The organism is Blastococcus sp. KM273129, assembly GCF_021698995.1.
Lineage (GTDB): Bacteria > Actinomycetota > Actinomycetes > Mycobacteriales > Geodermatophilaceae > Blastococcus.
On sequence record NZ_SSXB01000043.1, the window covers coordinates 1 to 23,105 of the forward strand.

A 23,105-nucleotide genomic window follows, 5' to 3' on the forward strand; every position below is an offset into this window, starting at 1 on the left:
CCCTCGGCGAGCTCCGCGCGACCGGCGCCACCGCCCGCCCGGTCAAGGCCGAGATCCGCGCCAACCTGCTCGCCCGCCTGGCCGCCGGCGAACCCACCCTGCCCGGCATGGTCGGCTTCGAGGACACCGTCCTGCCCGAGGTCGAGCGCGCCCTCATCGCCGGCCACGACCTCGTGCTCCTCGGCGAGCGCGGCCAGGGCAAGACCCGGCTGATCCGCACGCTGGTCGGCCTGCTCGACGAGTGGACCCCCGTGCTGGTCGGCAGCGAGCTGAACGAGCACCCCCTGCACCCGATCAGCGTCTGGGCCCACCGGCAGATCGCCGAGCACGGCGACGCCACCCCGGTCGGCTGGCTGCACCGGAGCGACCGGTTCGGCGAGAAGCTGGCGACGCCGGACACCTCCGTCGGCGACCTCATCGGCGACGTCGACCCGATCAAGGTGGCCGAGGGCCGCACCCTGGGCGACCCGGAGACCGTGCACTACGGCCTGGTGCCGCGCACCAACCGCGGCATCTTCAGCGTCAACGAGCTGCCCGACCTCGCCGAGCGCATCCAGGTGGCGCTGCTCAACGTGCTCGAGGAGCGCGACATCCAGATCCGCGGGTACCGCGTCCGGCTGCCGCTGGACCTGCTGCTGGTGGCCAGCGCCAACCCCGAGGACTACACCAACCGCGGCCGGATCATCACCCCGCTGAAGGACCGGTTCGGCGCCGAGGTGCGCACCCACTACCCGATCGAGCTCGCCGACGAGATCCGGCTGCTGGAGCAGGAGGCGCGCACTAGCGGCCTGGGCGCACCGGGCGGGCAGGCCGCGCTGGACGCCCCCGTCGTCCCGCAGCACCTGGTGGAGATCGTCGCCCGGTTCACCCGGCTGGTGCGCGAGTCCAGCCACGTCGACCAGCGCTCCGGCGTCAGCGCGCGCTTCGCCATCGCCGGGCTGGAGACCGTCGCCGCCTCCGCCGTCCGCCGCGCCGCGGTGTCCGGGGAGACCCGGCCGGTCGCGCGCGTGGTGGACCTGCCGAGCATCGTCCCGGCCAGCCGCGGCAAGGTGGAGTTCGCCGACGCAGGCTCCGACCCCGACGACGACCGGGAGCTGGAGATCCTGGAGCACCTGCTGCGCCAGGCCACCGCCCAGACCTTCCGGGCGCGGTGCGCGGGGCTGGACCTCACCGGGCTGCAGGAGCACTTCACCGGCGGGGAGACGGTCGAGTCCGGCGACCTCGTCCCCGCCCCGGCGCTGCTCGGGCAGCTGGGCACCGTCCCGCGGCTGGCCGAGCTGCTGGGCCGGCTCGGCGTCCCCGAGGGCGACCAGTCCGCCGAGCAGGCGGCGGCCGCGGTGGAGTTCGCCCTGGAGGGCCTGCACCTGACCCGCCGGCTGGCCAAGGACACCGACGGCGGCCGCACCGTGTACGGGGCCTGAGGTGAGCACGCGCCGCCCGCGCGGCTACCGGTACGGCGCCTGGCGGGGCGGCCCCGATCCGCTGGCACCGCCCTACGACCTCGGCGACGCCGTCGACGAGATCGGCGACTCGGTGCTCGACGGCAGCGGGGTGCGGGAGGCGCTGCGCGAGCTGCTGCGCCGCGGCACCCAGGGCCGCCGGGGGCTGGACGAGCTGCGCCGCCAGGTCCGCGAGCGGCTGCGCCAGGCCCGCACGGCCGGCCGGATGGACGGCACCCTGCAGGAGGTGCGGGAGCTGCTCGACCGCGCCGTGCAGGCCGAGCGGCGGGAGCTGTTCCCCGACCCGGACGACATGGCCCGGCTCCAGGAGGCCGAGCTCGACGCCCTCCCCGAGGACACCGCCGGCGCCGTCCGGGCGCTCAAGGACTACGACTGGCGCTCAGCGGAGGCCCGGCAGGCCTACGAGCAGATCCAGGACCTGCTGCGCCGCGAGGTGCTCGACAGCTCGTTCTCGTCGATGAAGCAGGCGCTGGAGAACGCCTCGCCCGAGGACATGCAGGCGGTCAAGGACATGGTCGCCGACCTCTCGCGGCTGGTCGACGCGCACAACCGCGGCGAGGACACCGACCAGCAGTTCGCCGACTTCATGGACAAGCACGGCCAGTTCTTCCCCGAGCGGCCGGAGTCGGTCGAGGAGCTGGTCGACTCGCTGGCCCGGCGGGCCGCCGCGCAGCAGCGGATGATGGCCGGCCTCTCCCCCGAGCAGCGGGCCGAGCTCGCCGGCCTCATGGCCCAGACGATGGAGGACATGGGGCTGGCCAGCGAGATGGCCCACATCTCCGACGCGCTGCGCCAGGCCCGGCCCGACCTGCCGTGGGGCCAGCGCGGCCAGGTCCCCGACGGCGAGCAGGCCCTCGGCATGGGCGACGCCACCAGCGCCGTCGCCGAGCTGGCCGACCTCGAGGCGCTGTCCAGCCAGCTCTCGCAGGGGTACGCGGGGGCGTCGCTGGCCGACGTCGACGAGGAGTTGCTGGAGCGGGCGCTGGGGCGTTCGGCCGCCGACGACCTGGCCACGCTGCGGCAGCTGGAGCGCGAGCTGGAGCGGCAGGGCTACCTGAACCGCTCCGGCGGCACGCTGGAGCTCTCGCCCAAGGCGGTCCGGCGGCTGGGGGCCACCGCGCTGCGCCGGGTGTTCGCCAAGCTCGACGCCACCGGCCGGGGCGAGCACGACGTCGCCGACGCCGGGGCGGCCGGGGAGCTCACCGGCGGCTCGCGGGAGTGGCGGTTCGGCGACGAGCAGCCGCTGGACGTCGTCCGCACGGTGCGCAACGCCGTGCTGCGGACCGCCGGCGAGCCGCGCACCGGCACCCGGGTGCGGATCGCCGTCGAGGACTTCGAGGTCGTGGAGACCGAGCGGCGCACCGGCGCCGCGGTCGCCCTGCTGGTCGACCTCTCCTACTCGATGGCGCTGCGCGGCACGTGGGGTGCGGCGAAGTCGACGGCGATGGCGCTGCACTCGCTGGTGACCACCCGCTTCCCCCAGGACGCCATCGAGATCATCGGGTTCTCCTCCACCGCCCAGGTGCTGCGCCCGGAGACCCTCGCGGAGCTCTCCGTGGACACCCTGCAGGGCACCAACCTGCAGCACGGGCTGATGCTCGCGCGGCGGTTCCTGGCCCGGCACCGGGACGCCGAGCCGGTGGTCCTGGTGGTCACCGACGGCGAGCCGACCGCGCACCTGGAGGACGACGGGACGCCGTTCTTCTGCTGGCCGCCGATGCCGGAGACGATCGCCCGCACGGTCGCCGAGGTCGAGCGGGTCGCCCGGTCCGGGGCCACGGTCAACGTCTTCGCGCTGGACCCCGACCCGGGGCTGGTCCACTTCGTGCACGACCTCACCCAGCGGGCCGGCGGCCGGGTGTTCGAGCCCGACGCCGACCGGCTGGGCGAGTACGTCGTGGCCGACTACCTGCGCACCCGGAGGGGGCGGCGCGCCCGCTGACGCACGCTCGACAGGAATCGCAAAGAACGCTTTGCAAACCGACCTTTGCAGTTCTAGCCTGGGCCCATGGCCGTCCCGCCCGACCCCGCCCGGCTCCCCACCGGCGCCGTCCGCGTCACCGACGTCGACGCGCTGCGCGTGCTCGCCCACCCGCTGCGCAGCTCCCTGCTCGGCGCCCTCCGCGTCGACGGCCCCTCGACCGCGAGCCGGCTGGCCGAGCGCTTCGGCGAGAGCAGCGGCTCCACCAGCTACCACCTGCGCCAGCTCGCCAGGCACGGCTTCGTCGCGGAGCTGCCGGACGAGGGCAACGCCCGCGACCGCTGGTGGCAGGCCCTGCACCGCAGGACCAGCTGGGACACGGCCGACCTGGCCGGTGACCCGGCCGGCCGGGAGCTCGTCGAGGAGGTGCTGCACCGCCAGCTGAGCCAGCAGCGCCGCCGGCTGGACGCCCACGCCTCGCAGTTCGAGAGCCTGGACACCGAGTGGCGCGACGCCACCTCGCTCAGCGACTGGTCCCTGCGGCTCTCGCCGGCCGCCGCGCGACAGCTGGCCGACGAGCTCAACGACGTCGTCCGCCGCTGGCAGGAGACGCGCGAGGAGCCCGACCAGCCCGCGGTCACCCTGCTGCTCGACCTGCTCCCCCCGGTCCGGGAGCACCCGCTGTGACCGCCACCGGCGTCACCCCGCGGCAGGCACAGCGGCGGTACGTCGGCCTGACGGCCCTGCGCTGGCTGCCGATCGGCATCTCCGCGCCGGTCACCGTGCTGCTGATGACGGCCCGGGGCCTGACGCCCACCGACATCGGGCTCGTGGTGGCGGTCTACGGGACCGTGGCGATGCTGCTCGAACTGCCCACGGGCGGCCTGTCGGACGCGATCGGCCACCGTCCCGTGCTGGCGCTCTCGGCCCTCTCGACCATCACCTCCCTGCTCCTGATGGTCGCGGCCGACGACGTCGTGACCTTCGCCGTCGCCTGGGGTGCCCTCGGGGTCGGCCGCGCGCTCGACTCGGGGCCGCTGGAGGCCTGGTACGTCGACGCGGTGCACACCGCGGAACCGGGTGCGGACGTCACGCGCGGGCTGTCGCTGGCCGGCGCCGCCGACGGTCTGGGCCTGTCCCTGGGGGCGGTCCTGGGCGGTCTGCTCCCCCTCGTGGTCGGCGACGACAGCAGCGCGCTGGCCGCTCCCCTGCTGGTGGCCGCGGGCCTCACCGCGGTCTCGCTGGTCGCCGTCCTGGTGCTCGTCGTGCCGCTGCGCACGGCGGACCGCTCCGGCGCCGCCGCGATCGCCGCCGGGATCCGCGAGGTGCCGAGGGTGGTGCGGGGCACCGCGGTGCTCGTCACCCGCGACCGCGTCCTGCGCCTGCTGCTGGTCATCTCGTTCCTGACCGGCACGGTGCTCACCGCCCTCGAGCTGATCGGCCCCCTGCACTTCGCCGACCTCGGTGGCGGCCTCCGGGAGGGCACGGCCGCCTACGGCGTCACCATGGCCGTCGCGTTCGCCGCCGCCGGCCTCGGTGCGCTCCTCGCCCCCGCGGCGCGCAGGGCCGCCCGCGGCTCGGTGCCCTGGGCCAGCGCCGCCCTCTCGGTGCTCGGCGGCTCGGCGGTGGTCGCGGTGGCCGTGGCACCGACGACCGTGGTGGCGGCCGCGGCCTTCGCCGTCTTCTACCTGTTCAACGGCGGTTCGTGGCCGCTGCGCCAGCAGCTCATGCACGACCAGACGACGGCGTCGCAGCGTTCGACGACGGTCTCGGCCAAGTCCTTCGCGCTCATGCTGGGCGGCCTGGCGGGCAACCTGCTGCACCCGCGCATCGCCGAGGCCGCCGGCAACCCGGCCGCGTTCCTCGCCGCCGCCGCCGCCATGCTCCTCATCGCCGCCGTGTCGCTCGGCTTGCGCCCGACCCGCGTGCCCGTCACGGGGGCCGCCCCGGCTGTCGCGGCACCCGGAGGCCCCGCGACGGCGGAGGTCACCCGCTCGAGCTGATCCCCGGGATGCGCCCGGCCCGGAAGGCGTCCACGAACAGCCGGTGGTCCTCCTGGGTGCGGTGCGCGTAGCCGTGGGCGAACTCGACCAGGTCGGCGACGAACTCCTCCTCGCGGCCCCCGAGCATCGCGGTGATCGCCTCCTCGGTCTGGAACGGGACGAGGGTGTGGTCGCTGTCGGCGTCGCCCACGCAGTGCAGCTTCGCCGCCGCCCGGCCGAGCTGCTCGAGCACCGGCCGGATGTCGGCGGGCTCGGTGAGGTCCTCCCACTCCAGGTCGAGCTCGTAGGGCGAGAGCTCGGCGACGACGAAGCCGGTGCCGCGGATGTCGGTGTAGCCGAGGAACTGGGAGGCGTGCGACTGCAGCGCGCGCCGGCTCACCGCCGTCCGGTGGCCCTCGTGCTCGAAGTACCCGCGGATGCCCGGGTCGGTGACCACGCGGCTGGGTGCCGGCACGTTCCCCTGCTTCACCGACAGGACGACGTCGTTCTCCAGCGCCTGGTCGTAGCCCTCGAGCAGCACGTTGTAGGCCGGCAGCCCGGCGCTGCCGATGCCGAAGCCGCCGGTGCCGATGAGGTCCTTGACGTCGTAGGCGACCTCCCGCCGCCAGGGCCGCGGGGGCAGCGTCGTCTTGTACCGCTCCAGCGCCTCGAGCACCTCCGCCCGCTCGGCGTCCTCCAGCCGGCGGTTGCGCGGGGAGTCGGCGAAGCGGCGCTCGTCGCCCTCCACCACCGTCATCCGCTGCAGCAGGCCCAGCCGGGTGCGGGTCGCCGTCCGGCGGATGAGGTCGTGCACCGCGCCGCGGGTGTTGCCGGCCAGCAGGGCGTACTCGCGGTCGGAGTCGGAGCGGGTGAAGGCCGCCACCTGGTCGAGCCAGGCGTGCAGGTAGACGGCGACCAGCTCGCTGATGACCTCGTCGGACAGGGCCTTGCGCCAGGCCATGAGCGCGAAGCTGGCGGCGAAGCGGCGCAGGTCCCAGCTGACGTGCCCGAGGTAGGCCTCGTCGAAGTCGTTGACGTCGAAGACGATGCGGCCGTTGGCGTCCATGTAGGTGCCGAAGTTCTCCGCGTGGAGGTCACCGTGGATCCACACCCGCGACGTCTGCTCGTCGCACCAGCGGTCCTCGACCGTGGCCATGTCCGCGTAGAACAGGGGTGCGCTCCCCCGGTAGAACGCGAACGGATCGGCGGCCATCTTGCGGAACTTCGCACGGAAGGCCAGGGCATCGGCGTCCATGAGGTCGCCGAAGGCCTCGACCAGCACGTCGACGATCTGCCGGGTCCGCGCGTCGGGGTCCGGGGACGGGATCACACCACGGGGGGATGGGGGCACGAGGTGCACCGTAGGGGGCCGATAACGTCGGTGGTGCGCCGATGACGCAGGCACCGAGCAAGGACGGAGGGACCATGATCCGCACGCTCACGGCCCGACGGCTGGCCGCCGGTGCCGCCTACGGCGGCGGCGGGGTCGGTCTGGCCGGAGCTGCCCTGGTCGCCATCCTCCGCGAGGAGGCCCGCTCGGCCCGCCGCAAGGTCGAGGCCCGCAACCTGAAGCAGGACCCCCCGTCGGGCGACGGCCTCTACGGCCGGGGTGGCGGCACCCCGATCGTGCTCACCGTGCTGGGCGACTCCAGCGCCGTCGGGCTGGGCGTGCACCGGGCCGCGGAGACGCCGGGCGTGCTCGTCGCCGCCGGGCTGGCCGAGCTCGCCGAGCGCCCCGTCCGGCTGGTGCGCCTGGCCCGGTCCGGTGCCCGCGCCGCCGACCTCGACGAGCAGGTCGACCGCGCGCTTGCCGAGCGGCCGACGGTCGCGGTCATCATGATCGGCGCCAACGACGTCACCGCCCGCACGCCGACGTCGGTCTCGGTCGGCCACCTCACCGAAGCCGTCCGCCGGCTCACCGCGGCCGGCTGCGAGGTCGTCGTCGGCACCTGCCCCGACCTGGGCACCATCCGCCCGATCGCCCAGCCGCTGCGCACGCTGGCCCGGCGCTGGAGCCGGCAGATGGCCGCCGCGCAGACGATCGCCGTCGTCGAGGCCGGGGGGCGCACGGTGTCCCTGGGCTCGCTGCTCGGCCCGGCGTTCGCCTCCGACTCGACCATGTTCAGCGTCGACGAGTTCCACCCGAGCGCCGCGGGCTACGCCGCCGCGGCGGCGGTGCTGCTCCCCTCGGTCGCCGACGCCCTGGGCGTCTGGCCGGCCGCGGCCGACCGCAGGCTGCGGGCGCTGCGCCGCGACACCGCCCGCCCGGTCGCCCGCGCCGCCGCTCGCGCCGTCAACCGCCCCGGTACCGAGGTCCAGCCCGCCGAGGTGGCGGGGTCGGAGACCGGCCCGTGGGGGCCCTGGGCGCTGCTGCGCCGGCGCCGACCGACGGAGATGCCCACGCCCGACGAGGCCGAGCACGCCGGGGACGGGTCGGGCAGCCCGCTCCCCGGTCGCTCGGGGTGACCCCGGCCACACCGGCGTCCTCCTGGCCTGCGGCCGGCCGCCCGGCCGCGGCGCGGGGGTAGTTTCCGAGGTGACCGACGTCCGGCGAGCTGCGCCCGGACCCACCTCACCGTGGAGGAACCATGCCAGAAGCCGTCATCGTCTCGACCGCGCGCTCGCCGATCGGGCGCGCGTTCAAGGGGTCGCTCAAGGACATGCGCCCCGACGACCTCGCCGCCGCGGTCATCCGGGCGGCGCTCGACAAGGTGCCCGCCCTCGACCCGCGCGACATCGATGACCTCATGCTCGGCTGCGGGCTCCCCGGCGGCGAGCAGGGCCACAACATGGGCCGTGTGGTCAGCGTGCTGCTGGGCATGGACCACCTGCCCGGCACGACCATCACCCGGTACTGCTCCTCCTCGCTGCAGACCACCCGCATGGCGCTGCACGCCATCAAGGCCGGCGAGGGTGACGTCTTCATCTCCGCCGGTGTGGAGACCGTCTCCCGGTTCGTGAAGGGCAACAGCGACTCGCTGCCCGACACGCACAACCCGGTGTTCGCCGACGCCGAGGCTCGGGTGGCCAAGACCGCCGAGAGCGGTGCCGACTCGTGGAGCGACCCGCGGGAGAACGGCGACATCCCGGACGTCTACATCGCCATGGGGCAGACCGCGGAGAACCTGGCGCTGCTCAAGGGCGTGACCCGCCAGGAGATGGACGAGTTCGCCGTCCGCAGCCAGAACCTCGCCGAGGAGTCGATCAACAACGGCTTCTGGGAGCGGGAGATCACCCCGATCACCCTCCCCGACGGCACCGTGGTCTCCACGGACGACGGCCCGCGACCCGGCACCACGCTCGAGGGCATCTCCGGCCTCAAGCCGGTGTTCCGCCCCGACGGCCGGGTCACCGCGGGCAACGCCTGCCCGCTGAACGACGGCGCCTCGGCCGTGGTGGTCATGAGCGACACCAAGGCCCGCGAGCTCGGCCTCACCCCGCTGGCCCGCGTGGTCTCCACCGCCGTCACCGGCCTCTCGCCCGAGATCATGGGCTACGGCCCGGTCGACGCCTCGCGCCTGGCCCTCGAGCGGGCGGGCATGACGATCGAGGACATCGACCTCGTCGAGATCAACGAGGCGTTCGCCGCGCAGGTCATCCCGAGCTACCGCGACCTGAACATCCCGATCGAGAAGCTGAACGTGCACGGTGGCGCCATCGCCGTCGGGCACCCCTTCGGCAGCACCGGCGCCCGCATCACCGGCACGCTGATCAACGGCCTGCAGACCAAGGACAAGACCTTCGGCCTGGAGACCATGTGCGTCGGTGGCGGCATGGGCATGGCGATGGTCCTGGAGCGCCTCTCCTGAGGCGCTGACGGCGACGAGATCGGCGAACTCGGGCCCACCGGCTCCCGGACGGCCCGAGAACGCCGATCTCGCCCGCCGCGCCGCGGGATGACAGTGCCGCGGCGCGGTTGACCGGCGCGCAGACGAACAACGGCCCGGCCCCCTCACGGGGGCCGGGCCGTTGTTCGTCGTGGCCCCGGCTCGGTGGAGCCGGGGCACCCGCGACTAGTCCTCCTGGAAGTAGGAGAGCAGGCGCAGGATCTCCAGGTACAGCCAGATGACCGTGATCAGCAGGCCGAAGGCGACGTACCAGGCGAACTTGGCCGGGGCGCCGCGGCGGATGGCCTCGTCGGCCATGTCGAAGTCGAGCAGCAGCGAGAACGCCGCCACGCCGATCACGACCAGGCTGAAGACGATGGCCAGCGGGCCGCCGTCACGCAGGCCGAGCCCGCCCTCGACGAAGAACCCGGCGACCAGGTTGACCACCACGAGGACCAGGACGCCGATGAGGGCGCCGACGATCCAGCGGGTCAGCTTGGGCGTGACCCGGATGGCCCCGGTCTTGTAGATCACCAGCATGCCGGCGAAGACACCGAAGGTGCCGATCAGCGCCTGCACGACGATGCCCGGGTAGATCGAGTTGAACGCCTCGCTGATCGCGCCCAGCGCGACGCCGTAGAGCGCGCCGTAGGAGAGGGTCGCGACCGGGTTGGCGATCTGCTTGAAGGCGATCACCAGGCCGAGCACCAGCGCGACGAGCACGGCCGGGAGCGCCAGACCCCAGGCGGCGTCGCCGGGCAGCGCCCAGGTCAGGGCCGCGGAGACGACGGTGACCAGGAAGGCCAGGCCGGTCTTCTGGACGACGTCGTCCATCGTCATGTAGCGGGTGGCCTCGCTCGTCCCGTACGGGGACGGCGCGGCGTACGGCTCCTGCTGGGGCGCGGGAGCGCCGTACTGCGGGGCCCCGTACTGGGGCGCGCCGTACTGGGGCTGGTTGCCCCAACCGGCGTACTGCTGGCCGGGGCCCGCGTTGCCGAACCCACGGCTGAACGCCGGGTTCCTACTGGCCATCGTCATCTCCTCGAGGTGACTCGTCGGTCGTGGAGCCTGATCGCGCACTCCACTCGGTCGGGTCAACGCCCGACACGCCCACAGCGTTCCACAGCCGCCGGCAATCCGGATCACCCCCGCGGGTGCGAGCCGGACCGGGAGCCGCTGCCGCCCCGCCGCGGCGCTCCCCGGGCGGACGACGCGGGGCGTGCCCGATGCTGTCCTGACCGCGGCCGGCCGCTGCCCACCAGGACCGGTCCGCCCGACCGCGCCCGATCGGAGACCCGTGACCGCTGACGCACCCGGCCCCGAGGGGCCGCCGGACAACCCGTTCCTGCAGGTGACGCTGCCCGAGCTGCGCCGCCGGACCAGCGTCAAGTGGCGCACCCACCCGCCCGACGTGCTGCCGCTGTGGGTGGCGGAGATGGACGTCCTGCTCGCCCCGCCCGTCCGGGAGGCGCTGCACCACGCGGTCGAGGCCGGCGACACCGGCTACCCCGCCGGCCAGGGGTACCCGGAGGCCGTGGCCGCCTTCGCCGCCGACCGGTGGGGCTGGACCGGCCTCGACCCGGCCCGCACGGCGCTCGTGCCCGACGTGATGACGGGCATCGTGGAGGTGCTCCGCCTCGTCACCGGGCCCGGCGACGTCGTGGTGGTGACCCCGCCGGTGTACGCGCCGTTCTTCGCCTTCGTCGAGCACGCGGGCCGCACGGTGGCCGAGGCGCCGCTGGACGCCGGCGGCCGCCTGGACCTGCCGGCGGTGGAGGAGGCCTTCGCCGCTGCGCGCGCCCGCTGCGCCCACCCGGCGTTCCTGCTGTGCAACCCGCACAACCCGACCGGTGCGGTGCACACGCGAGAGGAGCTGGAGGCCGTCGCCGCGCTGGCCCGGCGGCACGGCGTGCGGGTCGTCTCCGACGAGATCCACGCCCCGCTCGTCCTCCCCGGCGCGCGGTTCGTGCCCTGGCTGAGCGTCGCGGACGACGGCTTCGCGCTGGTCTCGGCGTCGAAGGCGTGGAACCTCGCCGGGCTCAAGGCGGCGGTGGTGGTCGCCGGACGGGAGGCCACCGACGACCTGGCCCGGCTGCCCGAGGTGGTCGGCCACGGGCCCAGCCACCTCGGCGTCCTCGCGCACACCGCGGCGTTCCGCGACGGCGGCGGATGGCTGGACGCGCTGCTCGCCGCCCTGGACCGGAACCGGCGGCTGCTGCAGGACCTGGTGGCCGAGCACCTGCCGGCGGCGGGGCTGCGCCCGCCCGAGGGGACCTACCTGGCCTGGCTGGACTGCCGCGCGCTGGGCCTGCCGCCGGAGGCGCCCGGGGGTGGCCCCACCGTCGCGAGCGACCTCGACGGCCCGGCCCGGTTCTTCCTCGACCACGCGCGGGTGGCCCTCAGCTCGGGGCACGTCTTCGGCACCGGGGGCGCGGGGCACGTGCGGATCAACCTGGCCACCTCCCCTGCGGTGCTGACCGAGGCGGTGACGCGCATGGGGCGGGCGGTGGCGGCCCGGACCGGGTAGGCCGGGCGTCGTGCCCCCGGTCGGGTTCGAACCGACACTGGGACCCTTTTAAGGGGCCTGCCTCTGCCAGTTGGGCTACGGGGGCGCGGGTGGCACGGTAGCGGGCCGGTCCCGCCGCGGCCCGCTGCTCAGCCGGCGGCGAGCTCGGTGGCCCGGGACAGGACGGCGTCCAGCATCGGCTCGGTGAGCTTGCCGGTGAAGGTGTTCTGCTGGCTGACGTGGTAGCTGCCCAGCACGGTCAGCGGGCCGCGGGGACCGGTCAACGCCACCTCGACGCCGTGGCCGAACACCGGCCGCGGGCGGGGCACCGCGTACCCGGCGGCGGCGAGCACCGGCCACAGCGCGGTCCAGCCGAATCCGCCCAGCACCACGACCACCCGCAGCCGCGGCAGCAGTGCCAGCTCGCGGGCCAGCCAGGGCGAGCAGGTGTCCCGCTCCTCGGGGGTGGGCGCGTTGGCCGGCGGGGCGCAGCGCACCGCGGCGGCCACCCGCACGTCGGTGAGCTCCAGCCCGTCGCCGATGTGCGTCGACGTCGGCTGGTTGGCCAGCCCGGCGCGCCACAGGGCGGCGAAGATCCAGTCGCCGCTGCGGTCGCCGGTGAACACCCGGCCGGTGCGGTTCCCGCCGTGGGCGGCCGGGGCGAGGCCGACGACGGCGATCCGCGCATCGGCCGGGCCCAGCCCCGGCACCGGCCGGCCCCAGTACTCCTGGTCGCGGAACGAGGCGCGCTTCACGCGGGCCACCTCCTCCCGCCACGCCACCAGCCGCGGGCAGGCGTAGCAGCCGGAGACGCGGTCGTCGAGGACGGCGAGCTCACGGGTGGCCCGGGCGCTGCGCACGACTCCGGCGGGGGTTCGGGTGACGGGGAACCCGCCGTCGTCCAGGGGCATAGGAAGCTATGCCTGCGTTCTGGGCGCCGGGGACACAGGTAGAGCTTCCTATGCCCCCTCGGGCGGGGCCAGGCTGCCCCCTCAGGCGCGGGCGAGGCGCAGGGCGATGCCGTCGAGGATGTCGTGCTCGCTCACGGTGACCTCGGCCAGTGCGAACTCGTCCATGAGCACCCGCAGGATCAGCGCCCCGGCGCCGATCACGTCGACCCGGCCCGGGTGCATGACCGGCTCGGCGGCGCGGCGCTCCCGGGTCGCGGCGAGCAGGTCCGCGGAGACCCGGCGGACGTCGGCCACCGGGATGCGCGAGCCGTGGATCGCCACCGAGTCGTAGGCCGGCAGCCCCAGCGCGAGCGCGGCCACGGTGGTCACCGACCCGGCCAGCCCGACCAGGCTCGCCGCCTTGCCCACCGGCACCTCGGCGGCGACCGGGGCCAGCGCGGCTCGGATGTCCCGCTCGGTGCGGGCGATCTGCTCGGCGGTGGGTGGGTCGTCGTGCAGATGCCGCTCGGTGAGCCGCACGCAACCGATGTCGACCGAGCGGGCCGCGAGCACGCCGTCGTCGTCGCCGAGCACGAACTCGGTGGAGCCGCCGCCGATGTCGACGACCAGCCACGGCGCGGGCGCCGGGTCCAGCCCGTGGGAGGCGGCGGCGGCCGCGAGCGACCCGGTCGCGCCGAGGAAGGAGAGCTCCGCCTCCTCCCGGCCGGTCACGACGTCGGCGGTGCGGCCCAGCGTGGCGCGCACCATGGCCTCGAACTCGTCGCGGTTCGCCGCGTCCCGGGTGGCGCTGGTGGCGACCATCCGGACGTCGGTGGCGCCGAGCTCGCGGGCCTGCGCGGCGTACTCGGCCAGCACCACGCGGGTGCGCTCGATCGCCTCCGGCGCCAGCCGGCCGGTGGCGTCCACGCCCTGGCCCAGCCGGACGACCTCCATCCGGCGCAGCAGGTCGGTGTGCCCACCCTGCGGCGGGACGTCGGCGACGAGCAGCCGGATGGAGTTGGTGCCGCAGTCGATGGCGGCCACCCGCGTCACGCGCCGTCCTCCGGCCGGGCGCAGGGGCCCTTCGCCCACCACTCCCCCATCTCGGCGACCGCGCGGTCGCCGATCGGGTTGACGCCGGGCCCGGCGGCGAGCGCGTGGCCGGCCAGGGCGTGCAGGCACTTGACCCGGTCGGGCATGCCACCGGCGGTGTTGCGGGTGGGCAGCACGTCCTTGGCGTCGCGCTCGGCCAGGTATGCCTCGTGCGCGGCGCGGTAGGCGGCCGCGAGCTCGGGGTCGGTGCCCAGCTCGTCCTGCCACTCCCGCATCCGGCCGGTCGACTCCAGCCGGCTCGCGGCGGCCGAGGCCCGCGGGCAGGTGAGGTAGTACAGCGTCGGGAACGGGGTGCCGTCCTCCAGCCGCGGCGAGGTCTCGACGACGTCCGGCTGGCCGCAGGGGCACCGGTGCGCGACAGCGACCAGGGCCCGGGGTGGGCGGCCGAGCTGCCGGGCGACGACCTCCCGGTCCTCCGGGGTCACCGGCTCGCTCATCGGGTTCCGTCCTCGCCGCCGTCGGCCTCGGCCAGCGACCGCATCAGCCCCTCGTACCAGGGCAGCGGCCCCGGGTCGACGGCGGCCGCCGCCAGCGTGCCGGCGTCGCCCTCGACCGCCTCGCCGTCGACGACGAGCACCAGCCGGTCGCCGGGGAGCACGTAGGACAGCCGCTCCCGCGCCTGCCGCTGCGCGTACACCGGGTCGGCCTGCAGCTCCAGCTGCCCCTGCAGCGCGGCGACCCGCTCGTCGAGCTGCCGGCCCTCCGCGGCCAGCCGGGTGAGCTCGGCCTGCCCGGCCAGGTACTGCCGGATCGGCCCGGCGAGGGTGAGGGCGAGGAGCAGCACCAGCCCGACGAGCACCACGGCACGGCCGGTGAACAGGGGGCGGCGGCGCGCCGTGGTCCCGGCGGCCGGGCGGCGTTCCGGGCGGCGGTTGGGCCGGCGCGGCGCGGGGCGGTTGGAGGCCCCCGAGCGCAGCCCGGTGCGGACCGGCCGCGAGTGGTGCACGCGCGGCACGCGGCCGGTCGCGCGCCGCCCCTCGCTGCCGCCCCGCCGGCCGCGGACGCTGCTCATCGCCCCCCGCTCAGCCGTTCAGCCGCGGGAAGGCCTGGGCACCGGCGTAGCGGGCGGCGTCGTCGAGCTCCTCCTCGATGCGCAGCAGCTGGTTGTACTTGGCCACGCGCTCGCTGCGCGCCGGGGCACCGGTCTTGATCTGCCCGCAGTCGGTGGCGACGGCGAGGTCGGCGATCGTGGTGTCCTCGGTCTCGCCCGAGCGGTGGCTCATCATGCAGCGGTAGCCGCTCCGGTGCGCCAGGTTGACCGCGTCGAGGGTCTCGGTGAGCGTGCCGATCTGGTTGACCTTGACCAGCAGCGCGTTGGCCGCGCCGCGCGCGATGCCGTCGGCCAGCCGGATGGGGTTGGTGACGAACAGGTCGTCGCCGACGAGCTGCACGCGGTCGCCGAGGGCGGCGGTCAGGGCGATCCAGCCGTCCCAGTCCTCCTCGTCGAGCGGGTCCTCGATGGAGACGATCGGGTAGGCGTCGGCCAGGCCGCGGTAGTAGTCGACCAGGTACTCGGCCGAGCGGGTCTGGCCCTCGAAGTCGTAGCCGCCGTCGGTGTGGAACTCGGTGGCGGCGACGTCGAGCGCGAAGGCGATGTCGGTGCCGACGCCGTAGCCGGCCTTCTCGACGGCCTCGGCGATGAGGTCCAGGGCGTCGCGGTTGCTCGGCAGGTCGGGCGCGAAGCCGCCCTCGTCGCCCAGCCCGGTGGAGAGGCCGCGGCCCTTCAGCACCGCCTTGAGCGCGTGGTAGGTCTCGGTGCCCATGGCCAGCGCCTCGGCGAACGTCGCCGCGCCGATGGGGGCGATCATGAACTCCTGCACGTCGACGTTGCTGTCGGCGTGGGCGCCGCCGTTGAGGATGTTCATCATCGGCACCGGCAGCAGGTGCGCCGAGGGGCCGCCGACGTAGCGGAACAGCGGGAGGCCGGTGGAGTCCGCGGCGGCGCGGGCGACGGCGAGGCTGACGCCGAGGATCGCGTTGGCACCCAGGCGGGACTTGTCCGGCGTGCCGTCGAGGTCGAGCAGGCGCTGGTCGACCAGCCGCTGCTCGGTCGCCTCGTAGCCGACCAGCTCGGGGCCGATGACGTCGAGGACGCCGTCGACCGCCTTGGTGACGCCCTTGCCGCCGTAGCGCTCGCCGCCGTCGCGCAGCTCGACCGCCTCGAAGGCGCCGGTGGAGGCGCCGCTGGGCACGGCGGCCCGGGCGATCGTCCCGTCGTCGAGGGCGACCTCGACCTCGACGGTGGGGTTTCCGCGCGAGTCGAGGATCTCCCGCGCGCCTACGGCATCGATGCTCGGCACGGGGGCAGCCTAACCAGCCCGGACGCCCGGTGCGGCGCTCCCCCGGCCGCGTCCGGCCCGATCACGTCGCGGGCTTCTGCTCCGCGGTCCCGGCGTCGGCGGCCGACCGGTCGTGGCGGGCGCGCTCGGCCTGGTCCTCCTCGCTCGGCCCGGTGAACGCCTGCGAGCGGCGGCGCGCCTCCAGGCTGCCGGTGAACAGCCCCTCGTTCGTGGCCGGCGCGCGGTCGGCCGGGCGCGGCGGGCGGGGTGCGGTGCGCGGGTCGGGGGCGGGGCGCGAACCCCGCCGGCCCGCGGTCTCGTAGCCGGGCGCCCCCTCGTTGCGGACCCGGGGCAGCGCGTGCGGGGCCTCCCGCTGCAGCCACCCGACCAGCCCTTCGCGGACGGTGCAGCGCAGGTCCCACAGCGTCCCCGCGTCCTGCGCGCTGACCAGGACCCGCACCCGCACGAGCGAGCCGACGGCATCGGTGACCTGCAGCACCTTGACCCGCTCGTCCCAGTTCTCGTCCCCGGCCAGCAGACGGTCGAGCTCCTCGCGCATGCGGTCGAACGGCGTCGTCCAGTCGACGTCGAGCTCGACGGCGCCGAGGACGGCGGACTCCTTGCGGGTCCAGTTCTGGAAGGGGGTGGTGGTGAAGTAGGTCGAGGGCAGCACCAGGCGCCGGTCGTCCCAGAGGTGCACGACGACGTAGGTGAGGGTGATCTCCTCGATCCGCCCCCACTCCTCCTCGACGACGACGACGTCGTCGACCCGGATCGCGTCGGTGAACGCCAGCTGCAGGCCGGCGAAGACGTTGGCCAGCGACGTCTGCGCGGCGAGGCCCGCGACGATGGAGATGACACCGGCGCTGGCCAGGATGCTGGCACCGGCGGCGCGGGCGCCGGGGAAGGTCAGCAGCATCGCGGCGAGGGTGAGCACGGCGACGAGGACGACGGCCAGCCGGCGCAGCAGGGAGATCTGGGTGCGCACGCGGCGGGCGTGCCGGTTGTCCGCGACGTCGACGTCGTAGCGGGCCAGCCAGACGTCGGCCGCGACGAAGACGCCCACGGCGACCAGCCAGCCGATCGTCGCGATCACCGCCAGGGCGAGCACGTGGACGACGACCTCGGTCCAGTCCCCCAGCTCGTCGGCGGCCTCGAGCACCACGGTCAGCGCCACCAGCACGAGCAGCGCGCGCAGCGGCGCGCGGCCGCGGCGGGAGAGGTCGGCGGTCACCGGCGAGCCGCGGCCCACCCGGCGGACGACGACGCCGATCAGGACGCCCAGCAGCCAGGCCACCAGGGCGGCGCCGAGGAGCACCAGGGCGACCGCCCAGGGCTCCGACGGGATCAGGCCGGAGACGCCCTCGACGGCCTCGTCGGGCCCGACGGGGTCGGTCGCGGGGGCGGAGAGCGTGGCGGGCAGCGGACCGGCTCCTCTCGAGGGATCAGCGCAGGGACCACGCTAGCCAGCCGGGGCGGCCCCGTCAGGCCGAGGTCCCCCTGTCGGGTCGGTCCGCCGCGGCGGCGTCCAGCTCCCCGGCGTAGCGGCGCACCGCCTCCCGCAGCGCGTCCTCCACGTCCCACCCGCGGGCCTCGGCGGCGGCGACGACGGCCAGCAGCCGCTCCCCGAGCGCCTCGGGGCTCGCGTCGGTCAGCTCGGCGGGCTCGGGGGTGGGCAGCCCGGCCCGGCCGGCCCGGCGCACCAGGGCCGCGCCCCACGACGCCGCGGGCTGCGAGCGGGACACCCCCTCGGTGGGCGAGCGGCGCTGCTTCTCCGCCTTCTTGATCTCCTCCCAGCCGGCCTCGACCTGGGCGACATCGCGCGGGCCGGCGTCCCCGAACACGTGCGGGTGGCGCCGGACCAGCTTCTCGACGAGGTCGCCGGCGACGTCGTCGACGTCGAAGCCGCGCGCGCCGCCCTCCTGCGCCACCCGGGCGTGGAAGACGACCTGGAGCAGCACGTCGCCGAGCTCCTCCCGCATGGCCGGGTAGTCGTCGTCGACGATCGCGTCGTAGGCCTCGTGCGCCTCCTCCAGCAGGTAGCCGCGCAGCGACGCGTGGGTCTGCTCGGCGTCCCAGGGGCAGCCGCCGGGCGAGCGGAGCCGGTCCATGACCCGGACGACGTCGAGGAGCCGCGCACCGGGCGGCTCCGGCGCACCCGCCACCGCCGGCACCCGGGGCAGGGCGGCCGCCTCGTCGGGGGATGCCAGGCAGACGACGTCGTCCGCCCGCGCGGTCACGGCGGCCGCGTCGGGCAGCTCCTCGACCGCGACGCCGGCGGCCCGCAGCATCGCCGCCTCCGCCCTGGCGCCGGGCAGCGCGACGACCGCCCGGGGGCCGGTCACCGCCCGCCAGCCGTCGGCCCCCAGCAGCGCGGGGAGCCGGGGGTTGGCGGTGACGACGAGGGCAGCGGGCACCCGCCCAGTCTCCGGGAGCTGGCCCCGGTGGCTACTCGGCGGGGGTGGTCTCGTCGCCGAGGATGTCGACGACGCCGACGCCGGCCGGCAGCAGCCGCCCCTCCTCGTACACGCCGTAGCGCGGGTTGACGGTGATGTCGAGGCCGGCCCGGACCTCCTCGAGCAGCGGCTGGGCCGCCGCCTCCACCTGCTGGCCGGCCTCCTCGACCAGCCGCGGGCGGAGCTCCTCGAACGAGGGGTAGGCCGTCCCCGCGCGGAAGGCGACGACGATCCCGCCGGCCTGGGGCACCGGCACCGTGACCGCCGTCCCCGGCGCCGCGTCGGCGAGCGGGGCGGCGAGCGCGCCCGGCAGCTCGTCCGGTGGGCGCCGGTCGAGATCGGGCAGCGTGAACTGACCGGGGAAGCGCGCGGCCACCTCCGGGTAGCTCGCGGGGTCGGCGGCGAGCTCGGCCGCCACCGCGTCGGCCGTGGCCTGGTCGGGCACCGTGACGTAGCCGTACTCGACCTCGCCCAGCGTCTCGCGGACCTCCTCGTACCGGGCGCGGAGCGCGGCCTCGTCCAGCGGCTCCGCACCGCCCTCGTCGGTCGCGATCTCCTGGCGCACCAGCTGCTGGCGCACGCTCTCGCGGATGTCGGCCGGGGCGATGCCCTGCTGGGCGAGCCGGCCGTACACGGCCTCCGGGTCGTCGGCGCCGAGGAGCTCCTCGATCCGGCGGGTCACCTCCGCGTCGGCGACCTGCACGTCGTAGCGCTGCGCCGCGGCGTCGTGCACCTCGGCCTCGACGAGCAGGCCGAGCACCTGGACGGTGAGGTCCTCCTCGCGCCCCTCGACGGCGGCGGCGATCGCGGGGTCCTGGAGCCTGGCGTCGACCTGGGACTGCAGCTCGTCGACGGTGATCTGCTCGTCGCCCACGTAGGCGGCGACGTCCGGGGCCGACCGGCAGCCGCTCAGGATTACAGCAGCCAGTGCGACGGCGGCACCGGTCCGGGCGGCACGGGAAGTCAGCACGTCCGGAGACTCCCACACCGGGTGTGACCAGCGCCGCACGCCTCGCCCGCTCGGCGCGGGCCCCTGCCCCAGGGGCAGCCGGCACGCCGACCCGATCCGGCTACGCAGCCACCGGCTGCACCAGGACGGCGCGCAGCGTCGCGTGCAGGTTCTCCAGCAGTGCGACGTCCCGCAGCGGGGTGCGGCGGTCGGGGCCGACCGGCACCTTGAGCGAGATCATCCGCACGGCCGCCTTGTACGAGGCACCGTCGGCCAGCCGGGCCAGCCGCATCTGCTTGGACTCCGGCAGGTCCACCGGCCCGACCCGGATCGTCCGGCCCTGCAGGGAGACCTCGGTGATGCCCAGCGCCCGCATCGCCACCCGGAACCGGGCGACGGCCAGCAGGTTGAGCACCGGCGCCGGCGGGGCGCCGTACCGGTCGGTGAGCTCGTCGAGCACCGCCTGCGCCTGCTCCTCGTCCTGGATGGAGGCGACCTTGCGGTAGGCCTCCATGCGCAGCCGCTCGCCGGGCACGTAGTCGTGCGGCAGGTGCGCGTCCACCGGCAGGTCGACCCGCACCTCCACGGGCTCGGCGGGCGCCTCCTCGCCGGTCACCTGCGCCCGGTAGTCGGCCACCGCCTCGCCGACCAGCCGCACGTACAGGTCGAAGCCGACGCCGGCGATGTGCCCGGACTGCTCGCCGCCGAGCAGGTTGCCCGAGCCGCGGATCTCCAGGTCCTTCATCGCCACCGCCATGCCGGCGCCGAGATCGGTGTTGTTGGCGATGGTGGTCAGCCGGTCCACCGAGGTCTCGGTGAGCGTGCGCGTCGGGTCGTAGGTGAAGTAGGCGTAGGCCCGCTCCCGGCCACGGCCGACCCGGCCGCGGATCTGGTGCAGCTGGGAGAGGCCGAAGGTGTCGGCGCGGTCGACGATCAGGGTGTTGGCGTTCGGGATGTCCAGGCCCGACTCGACGATCGTCGTCGCGACCAGGACGTCGTACTCCTTCTCCCAGAAGCCGACCATGATCCGCTCGAGCTCGTGCTCCTTCATCTGGCCGTGCCCGACGGCGATGCGGGCCTCGGGCACCAGGTGGCGGATCTTCGCCGCGGCCTTGTCGATCGACTGCACCCGGTTGTGGATGACGAAGACCTGCCCGTCGCGCAGCAGCTCCCGGCGGATGGCGGCGGCCATCTGCTTGTCGTTCCACGCGCCCACGTAGGTGAGGACCGGGTGCCGCTCCTCGGGCGGGGTGAGGATCGTCGACATCTCGCGGATGCCGGTGAGGCTCATCTCCAGGGTGCGCGGGATCGGGGTGGCCGACATCGACAGGACGTCGACCGCCGTCCGCATGGTCTTCAGGTACTCCTTGTGCTCGACGCCGAAGCGCTGCTCCTCGTCGACGATGACCAGGCCGAGGTCCTTCCACCGGGTCGTCGGCTGCAGCAGCCGGTGGGTGCCGACCAGGATGTCGATCTCGCCGGCGGCGAGCTGCCGGAGGATCTCGGTGGTCTCCCGGTCGGACTGGAACCGGGAGAGCACCTTCACGGTCACCGGGAACTGCGCGACCCGCTCGGAGAACGTCTTGAAGTGCTGGTTGGCCAGCAGCGTCGTCGGCACCAGGACGGCGACCTGCTTGCCGTCCTGCACCGCCTTGAACGCGGCCCGGATCGCGATCTCGGTCTTCCCGTAGCCGACGTCGCCGCAGATGATCCGGTCCATCGGCACCGTCTGCTGCATGTCGGCCTTGACCTCGTCGATCGCGGCCAGCTGGTCGGGCGTCTCCTGGAACGGGAACGCGTCCTCCAGCTCGCGCTGCCAGACGGTGTCCGGGCCGAACGCGTGGCCCTGGGTGGCCATCCGGGCGGAGTACAGCCGGATCAGCTCGCCGGCGATCTGCTTGACCGCCTTGCGGGCCTGGCTCTTGGTCTTCTGCCAGTCGGCGCCGCCGAGCTTCGACAGCGCCGGCGACTCCCCGCCGACGTACCGGGTGAGCTGGTCGAGGGCGTCGGTGGGCACGAACAGCCGGTCCGGCGGCTGGTTCCGCCGCGACGGCGCGTACTCGACGATCAGGTAGTCGCGCTGCCCGCCGTTGACGGTGCGGCTGATCATCTCGATGTAGCGGCCCACGCCGTGCTGCTCGTGGACGACGAGGTCGCCGGGCTGGAGCTGCACCAGGTCGACGGCGTTGCGCCGGCGGGCGGGCATCTTCACCGCGTCGCGCATCGTCGTGCCGCGCTGGCCGGTCAGGTCGTGCTCCGTGACCAGCGCCAGCCCGACGCCCGGGAACGCGAACCCCGCCTCGAGGTTGCCCTGGGTGACGTGGGTCAGCCCGGCGTCGGGGGCGGTGGCGAGGTCGGGCACCAGCCGGACGCCGAGCTCTGCCTCGGTGAGCTGGTCGGCGGCCCGCTGCGCGGGGCCCGGCCCGGCGAAGGTGACGACGACCCGCCACCCGTCGCGGTGCCAGCCGCGCATCCGCTCGACGGCGGCACCCTGGTCACCGTGGAACCGCTCGACCGGCGTCGCGTCGAGGGTCACCTGGCGCTCGTCGTCCTCCGCCTGCAGCGTGAACGCCCCGGTGGTCCACCACGGCAGCCCGCGCGTGCGGGTCGCGGTCTCGACGTCGGCGAGGTCGCGGAACGACGACGCGCCGAGGTCCAGCGGCGCCTCCCCCGCCTCCGCGGCGGTCGCCCACGAGGCGGCGAGGAACTCCTCGGCGGTGCGCACCAGGTCCGCGGCGCGGCTGCGCACCCGCTCGGGGTCGCAGACGAGCACGTGGGTGCCGGCCGGCAGCAGCTCGGTGAGCAGCTGCAGCTGCCCGGGCACGAGCACCGGGGTCAGCGACTCCATGCCCTCGACCGCGATGCCCTCGGCCAGCTTGCCCAGGATCTCCAGCAGGCCGGGGTGCTCGACCGCGAGCGCCGCGGCGCGGGCCCGGACCTCCTCGGTGAGCAGCAGCTCGCGGCACGGCGGGGCCCACAGCCGCTCGGGCCGTTCGTCCAGCGAGCGCTGGTCGGCGGCGGAGAAGTAGCGCAGCTCGTCGACCTCGTCGCCCCAGAACTCCACCCGCACCGGGTGCGGCTCGGTGGGCGGGAAGACGTCGAGCAGCCCACCGCGGACGGCGAACTCGCCGCGCTTCTCGACCAGCTCGACGCGGGTGTAGGCGGCGTCGGAGAGCGCCTGGGCGATGCCGTCCAGCTCGGCGGAGTCGCCGGGCCTCAGCTCGACGGGCACCAGGTCGCCCAGCCCCGGCGCCAGCGGCTGCAGCACGCTCCGGACCGGGGCGACCAGGACGTCGACCGCGCCGTTCTGCCCCGGGTGGGTGAGGTCGCGCAGGACCGCCAACCGCCGGCCGACGGTGTCCGCCCGCGGGCTGAGCCGCTCGTGCGGCAGCGTCTCCCAGGCGGGGAAGACCTCGACCCGCCGGTCGGGCAGGAAGCAGCGGAGCAGGTCGGCGGTGGCGTCGGCGTCCCGCTCGCCGGCCGTGACCACCAGCACGGGGACGCCCCCGCCGCGGGCGAGGGCGGCGGCCACGAGGGGCTGCACGGGCGGCGGTGCGGTGACCGCGAGCTCGGCGTTCCCGGCGGCGGCCACGACGCGGGCCATGCCGGGGTCGGTGAGGACGACGTCGAGCACGCCGCGAAGGGTCACGCTGTTCTCTCTCCTGGGATGGGGGCCGCACCGCTGCCGCCCAGTGCGGGGCGGGGCCGGGTCCCAGGTTAAT

At 75.2% G+C, this 23,105-nt stretch carries 18 protein-coding genes and 1 tRNA gene; 7 read left to right on the top strand and 12 right to left on the bottom strand.

Annotation, left to right across the window (positions count from 1 at the left end; all coding sequences use genetic code 11):
* The 4 genes from E9565_RS13130 to E9565_RS13145 all read left to right on the top strand — a co-directional run.
* On the top strand, positions 1 to 1,421 hold a 1,421-nt coding region (locus E9565_RS13130), incomplete at its 5' end, for a sigma 54-interacting transcriptional regulator (RefSeq protein ID WP_236835392.1).
* Position 1,422: 1 nt separating this feature from the next.
* Entirely contained in the window at positions 1,423 to 3,402 is a 1,980-nt protein-coding gene (locus E9565_RS13135; protein WP_236835394.1) for a VWA domain-containing protein, read from the top strand.
* Positions 3,403 to 3,468: 66 nt separating this feature from the next.
* Complete coding sequence (locus E9565_RS13140; protein ID WP_236827463.1) at positions 3,469 to 4,068, top strand: helix-turn-helix domain-containing protein; 600 nt, start codon at positions 3,469 to 3,471, stop codon at positions 4,066 to 4,068.
* Complete coding sequence (locus tag E9565_RS13145) at positions 4,065 to 5,384, top strand: MFS transporter (RefSeq protein ID WP_236835395.1); 1,320 nt, start codon at positions 4,065 to 4,067, stop codon at positions 5,382 to 5,384. The genes E9565_RS13140 and E9565_RS13145 overlap by 4 nt, the downstream gene beginning before the upstream one ends.
* On the opposite strand, the gene E9565_RS13150 is transcribed toward E9565_RS13145, so the two are convergent.
* On the bottom strand, positions 5,368 to 6,693 hold the full coding sequence (locus tag E9565_RS13150) for a DUF2252 domain-containing protein (RefSeq protein ID WP_236835397.1): 1,326 nt from the start codon (positions 6,691 to 6,693) through the stop codon (positions 5,368 to 5,370). The genes E9565_RS13145 and E9565_RS13150 overlap by 17 nt on opposite strands.
* Positions 6,694 to 6,788: 95 nt before the next feature.
* Between E9565_RS13150 and E9565_RS13155 the strand changes: the two genes are divergently transcribed.
* A complete protein-coding gene (locus tag E9565_RS13155; protein ID WP_236827460.1) occupies positions 6,789 to 7,829 on the top strand; it encodes an SGNH/GDSL hydrolase family protein in 1,041 nt (346 codons plus the stop codon).
* 122 nt (positions 7,830 to 7,951) lie between these two features.
* Positions 7,952 to 9,172, top strand: a complete 1,221-nt coding sequence (locus E9565_RS13160; protein ID WP_236827459.1) for an acetyl-CoA C-acetyltransferase — start codon at positions 7,952 to 7,954, stop codon at positions 9,170 to 9,172.
* 204 nt (positions 9,173 to 9,376) lie between these two features.
* Here the strand turns inward: E9565_RS13160 and E9565_RS13165 are convergent, their stop codons facing one another.
* Complete coding sequence (locus E9565_RS13165) at positions 9,377 to 10,222, bottom strand: Bax inhibitor-1/YccA family protein (protein WP_236827458.1); 846 nt, start codon at positions 10,220 to 10,222, stop codon at positions 9,377 to 9,379.
* Positions 10,223 to 10,487: 265 nt separating this feature from the next.
* Between E9565_RS13165 and E9565_RS13170 the strand changes: the two genes are divergently transcribed.
* Complete coding sequence (locus E9565_RS13170) at positions 10,488 to 11,717, top strand: MalY/PatB family protein (protein WP_236835399.1); 1,230 nt, start codon at positions 10,488 to 10,490, stop codon at positions 11,715 to 11,717.
* Between the two features lie 11 nt (positions 11,718 to 11,728).
* Here E9565_RS13170 and E9565_RS13175 read toward each other — a convergent pair.
* From E9565_RS13175 to mfd, 10 genes are all read right to left on the bottom strand, one after another.
* A tRNA-Leu gene (locus E9565_RS13175) sits at positions 11,729 to 11,802 on the bottom strand.
* Between the two features lie 43 nt (positions 11,803 to 11,845).
* A complete protein-coding gene (locus E9565_RS13180) occupies positions 11,846 to 12,556 on the bottom strand; it encodes a uracil-DNA glycosylase (RefSeq protein WP_236835401.1) in 711 nt (236 codons plus the stop codon).
* Positions 12,557 to 12,688: 132 nt separating this feature from the next.
* A complete protein-coding gene (locus E9565_RS13185; protein WP_236835403.1) occupies positions 12,689 to 13,639 on the bottom strand; it encodes a Ppx/GppA phosphatase family protein in 951 nt (316 codons plus the stop codon).
* The gene (locus E9565_RS13190; RefSeq protein WP_236827454.1) at positions 13,636 to 14,136 is read right to left on the bottom strand and encodes a DUF501 domain-containing protein; all 501 of its coding nucleotides are present in this window, start codon (positions 14,134 to 14,136) and stop codon (positions 13,636 to 13,638) included. The genes E9565_RS13185 and E9565_RS13190 overlap by 4 nt, the downstream gene beginning before the upstream one ends.
* Complete coding sequence (locus E9565_RS13195; protein ID WP_236827453.1) at positions 14,133 to 14,711, bottom strand: septum formation initiator family protein; 579 nt, start codon at positions 14,709 to 14,711, stop codon at positions 14,133 to 14,135. Before E9565_RS13195 ends, E9565_RS13190 begins: the two co-directional genes overlap by 4 nt.
* A gap of 10 nt (positions 14,712 to 14,721) precedes the next feature.
* Complete coding sequence (gene eno / locus E9565_RS13200; RefSeq protein WP_236835405.1) at positions 14,722 to 15,999, bottom strand: phosphopyruvate hydratase; 1,278 nt, start codon at positions 15,997 to 15,999, stop codon at positions 14,722 to 14,724.
* Between the two features lie 61 nt (positions 16,000 to 16,060).
* Positions 16,061 to 17,296, bottom strand: a complete 1,236-nt coding sequence (locus E9565_RS13205) for a mechanosensitive ion channel family protein (RefSeq protein WP_236835407.1) — start codon at positions 17,294 to 17,296, stop codon at positions 16,061 to 16,063.
* 166 nt (positions 17,297 to 17,462) lie between these two features.
* Complete coding sequence (locus E9565_RS13210; protein ID WP_236827450.1) at positions 17,463 to 18,395, bottom strand: MazG family protein; 933 nt, start codon at positions 18,393 to 18,395, stop codon at positions 17,463 to 17,465.
* 31 nt (positions 18,396 to 18,426) lie between these two features.
* Positions 18,427 to 19,404, bottom strand: a complete 978-nt coding sequence (locus E9565_RS13215; protein ID WP_236835409.1) for a SurA N-terminal domain-containing protein — start codon at positions 19,402 to 19,404, stop codon at positions 18,427 to 18,429.
* Positions 19,405 to 19,504: 100 nt separating this feature from the next.
* The gene (mfd, locus tag E9565_RS13220; RefSeq protein WP_236835411.1) at positions 19,505 to 23,032 is read right to left on the bottom strand and encodes a transcription-repair coupling factor; all 3,528 of its coding nucleotides are present in this window, start codon (positions 23,030 to 23,032) and stop codon (positions 19,505 to 19,507) included.
* Positions 23,033 to 23,105: the final 73 nt, after the last annotated feature.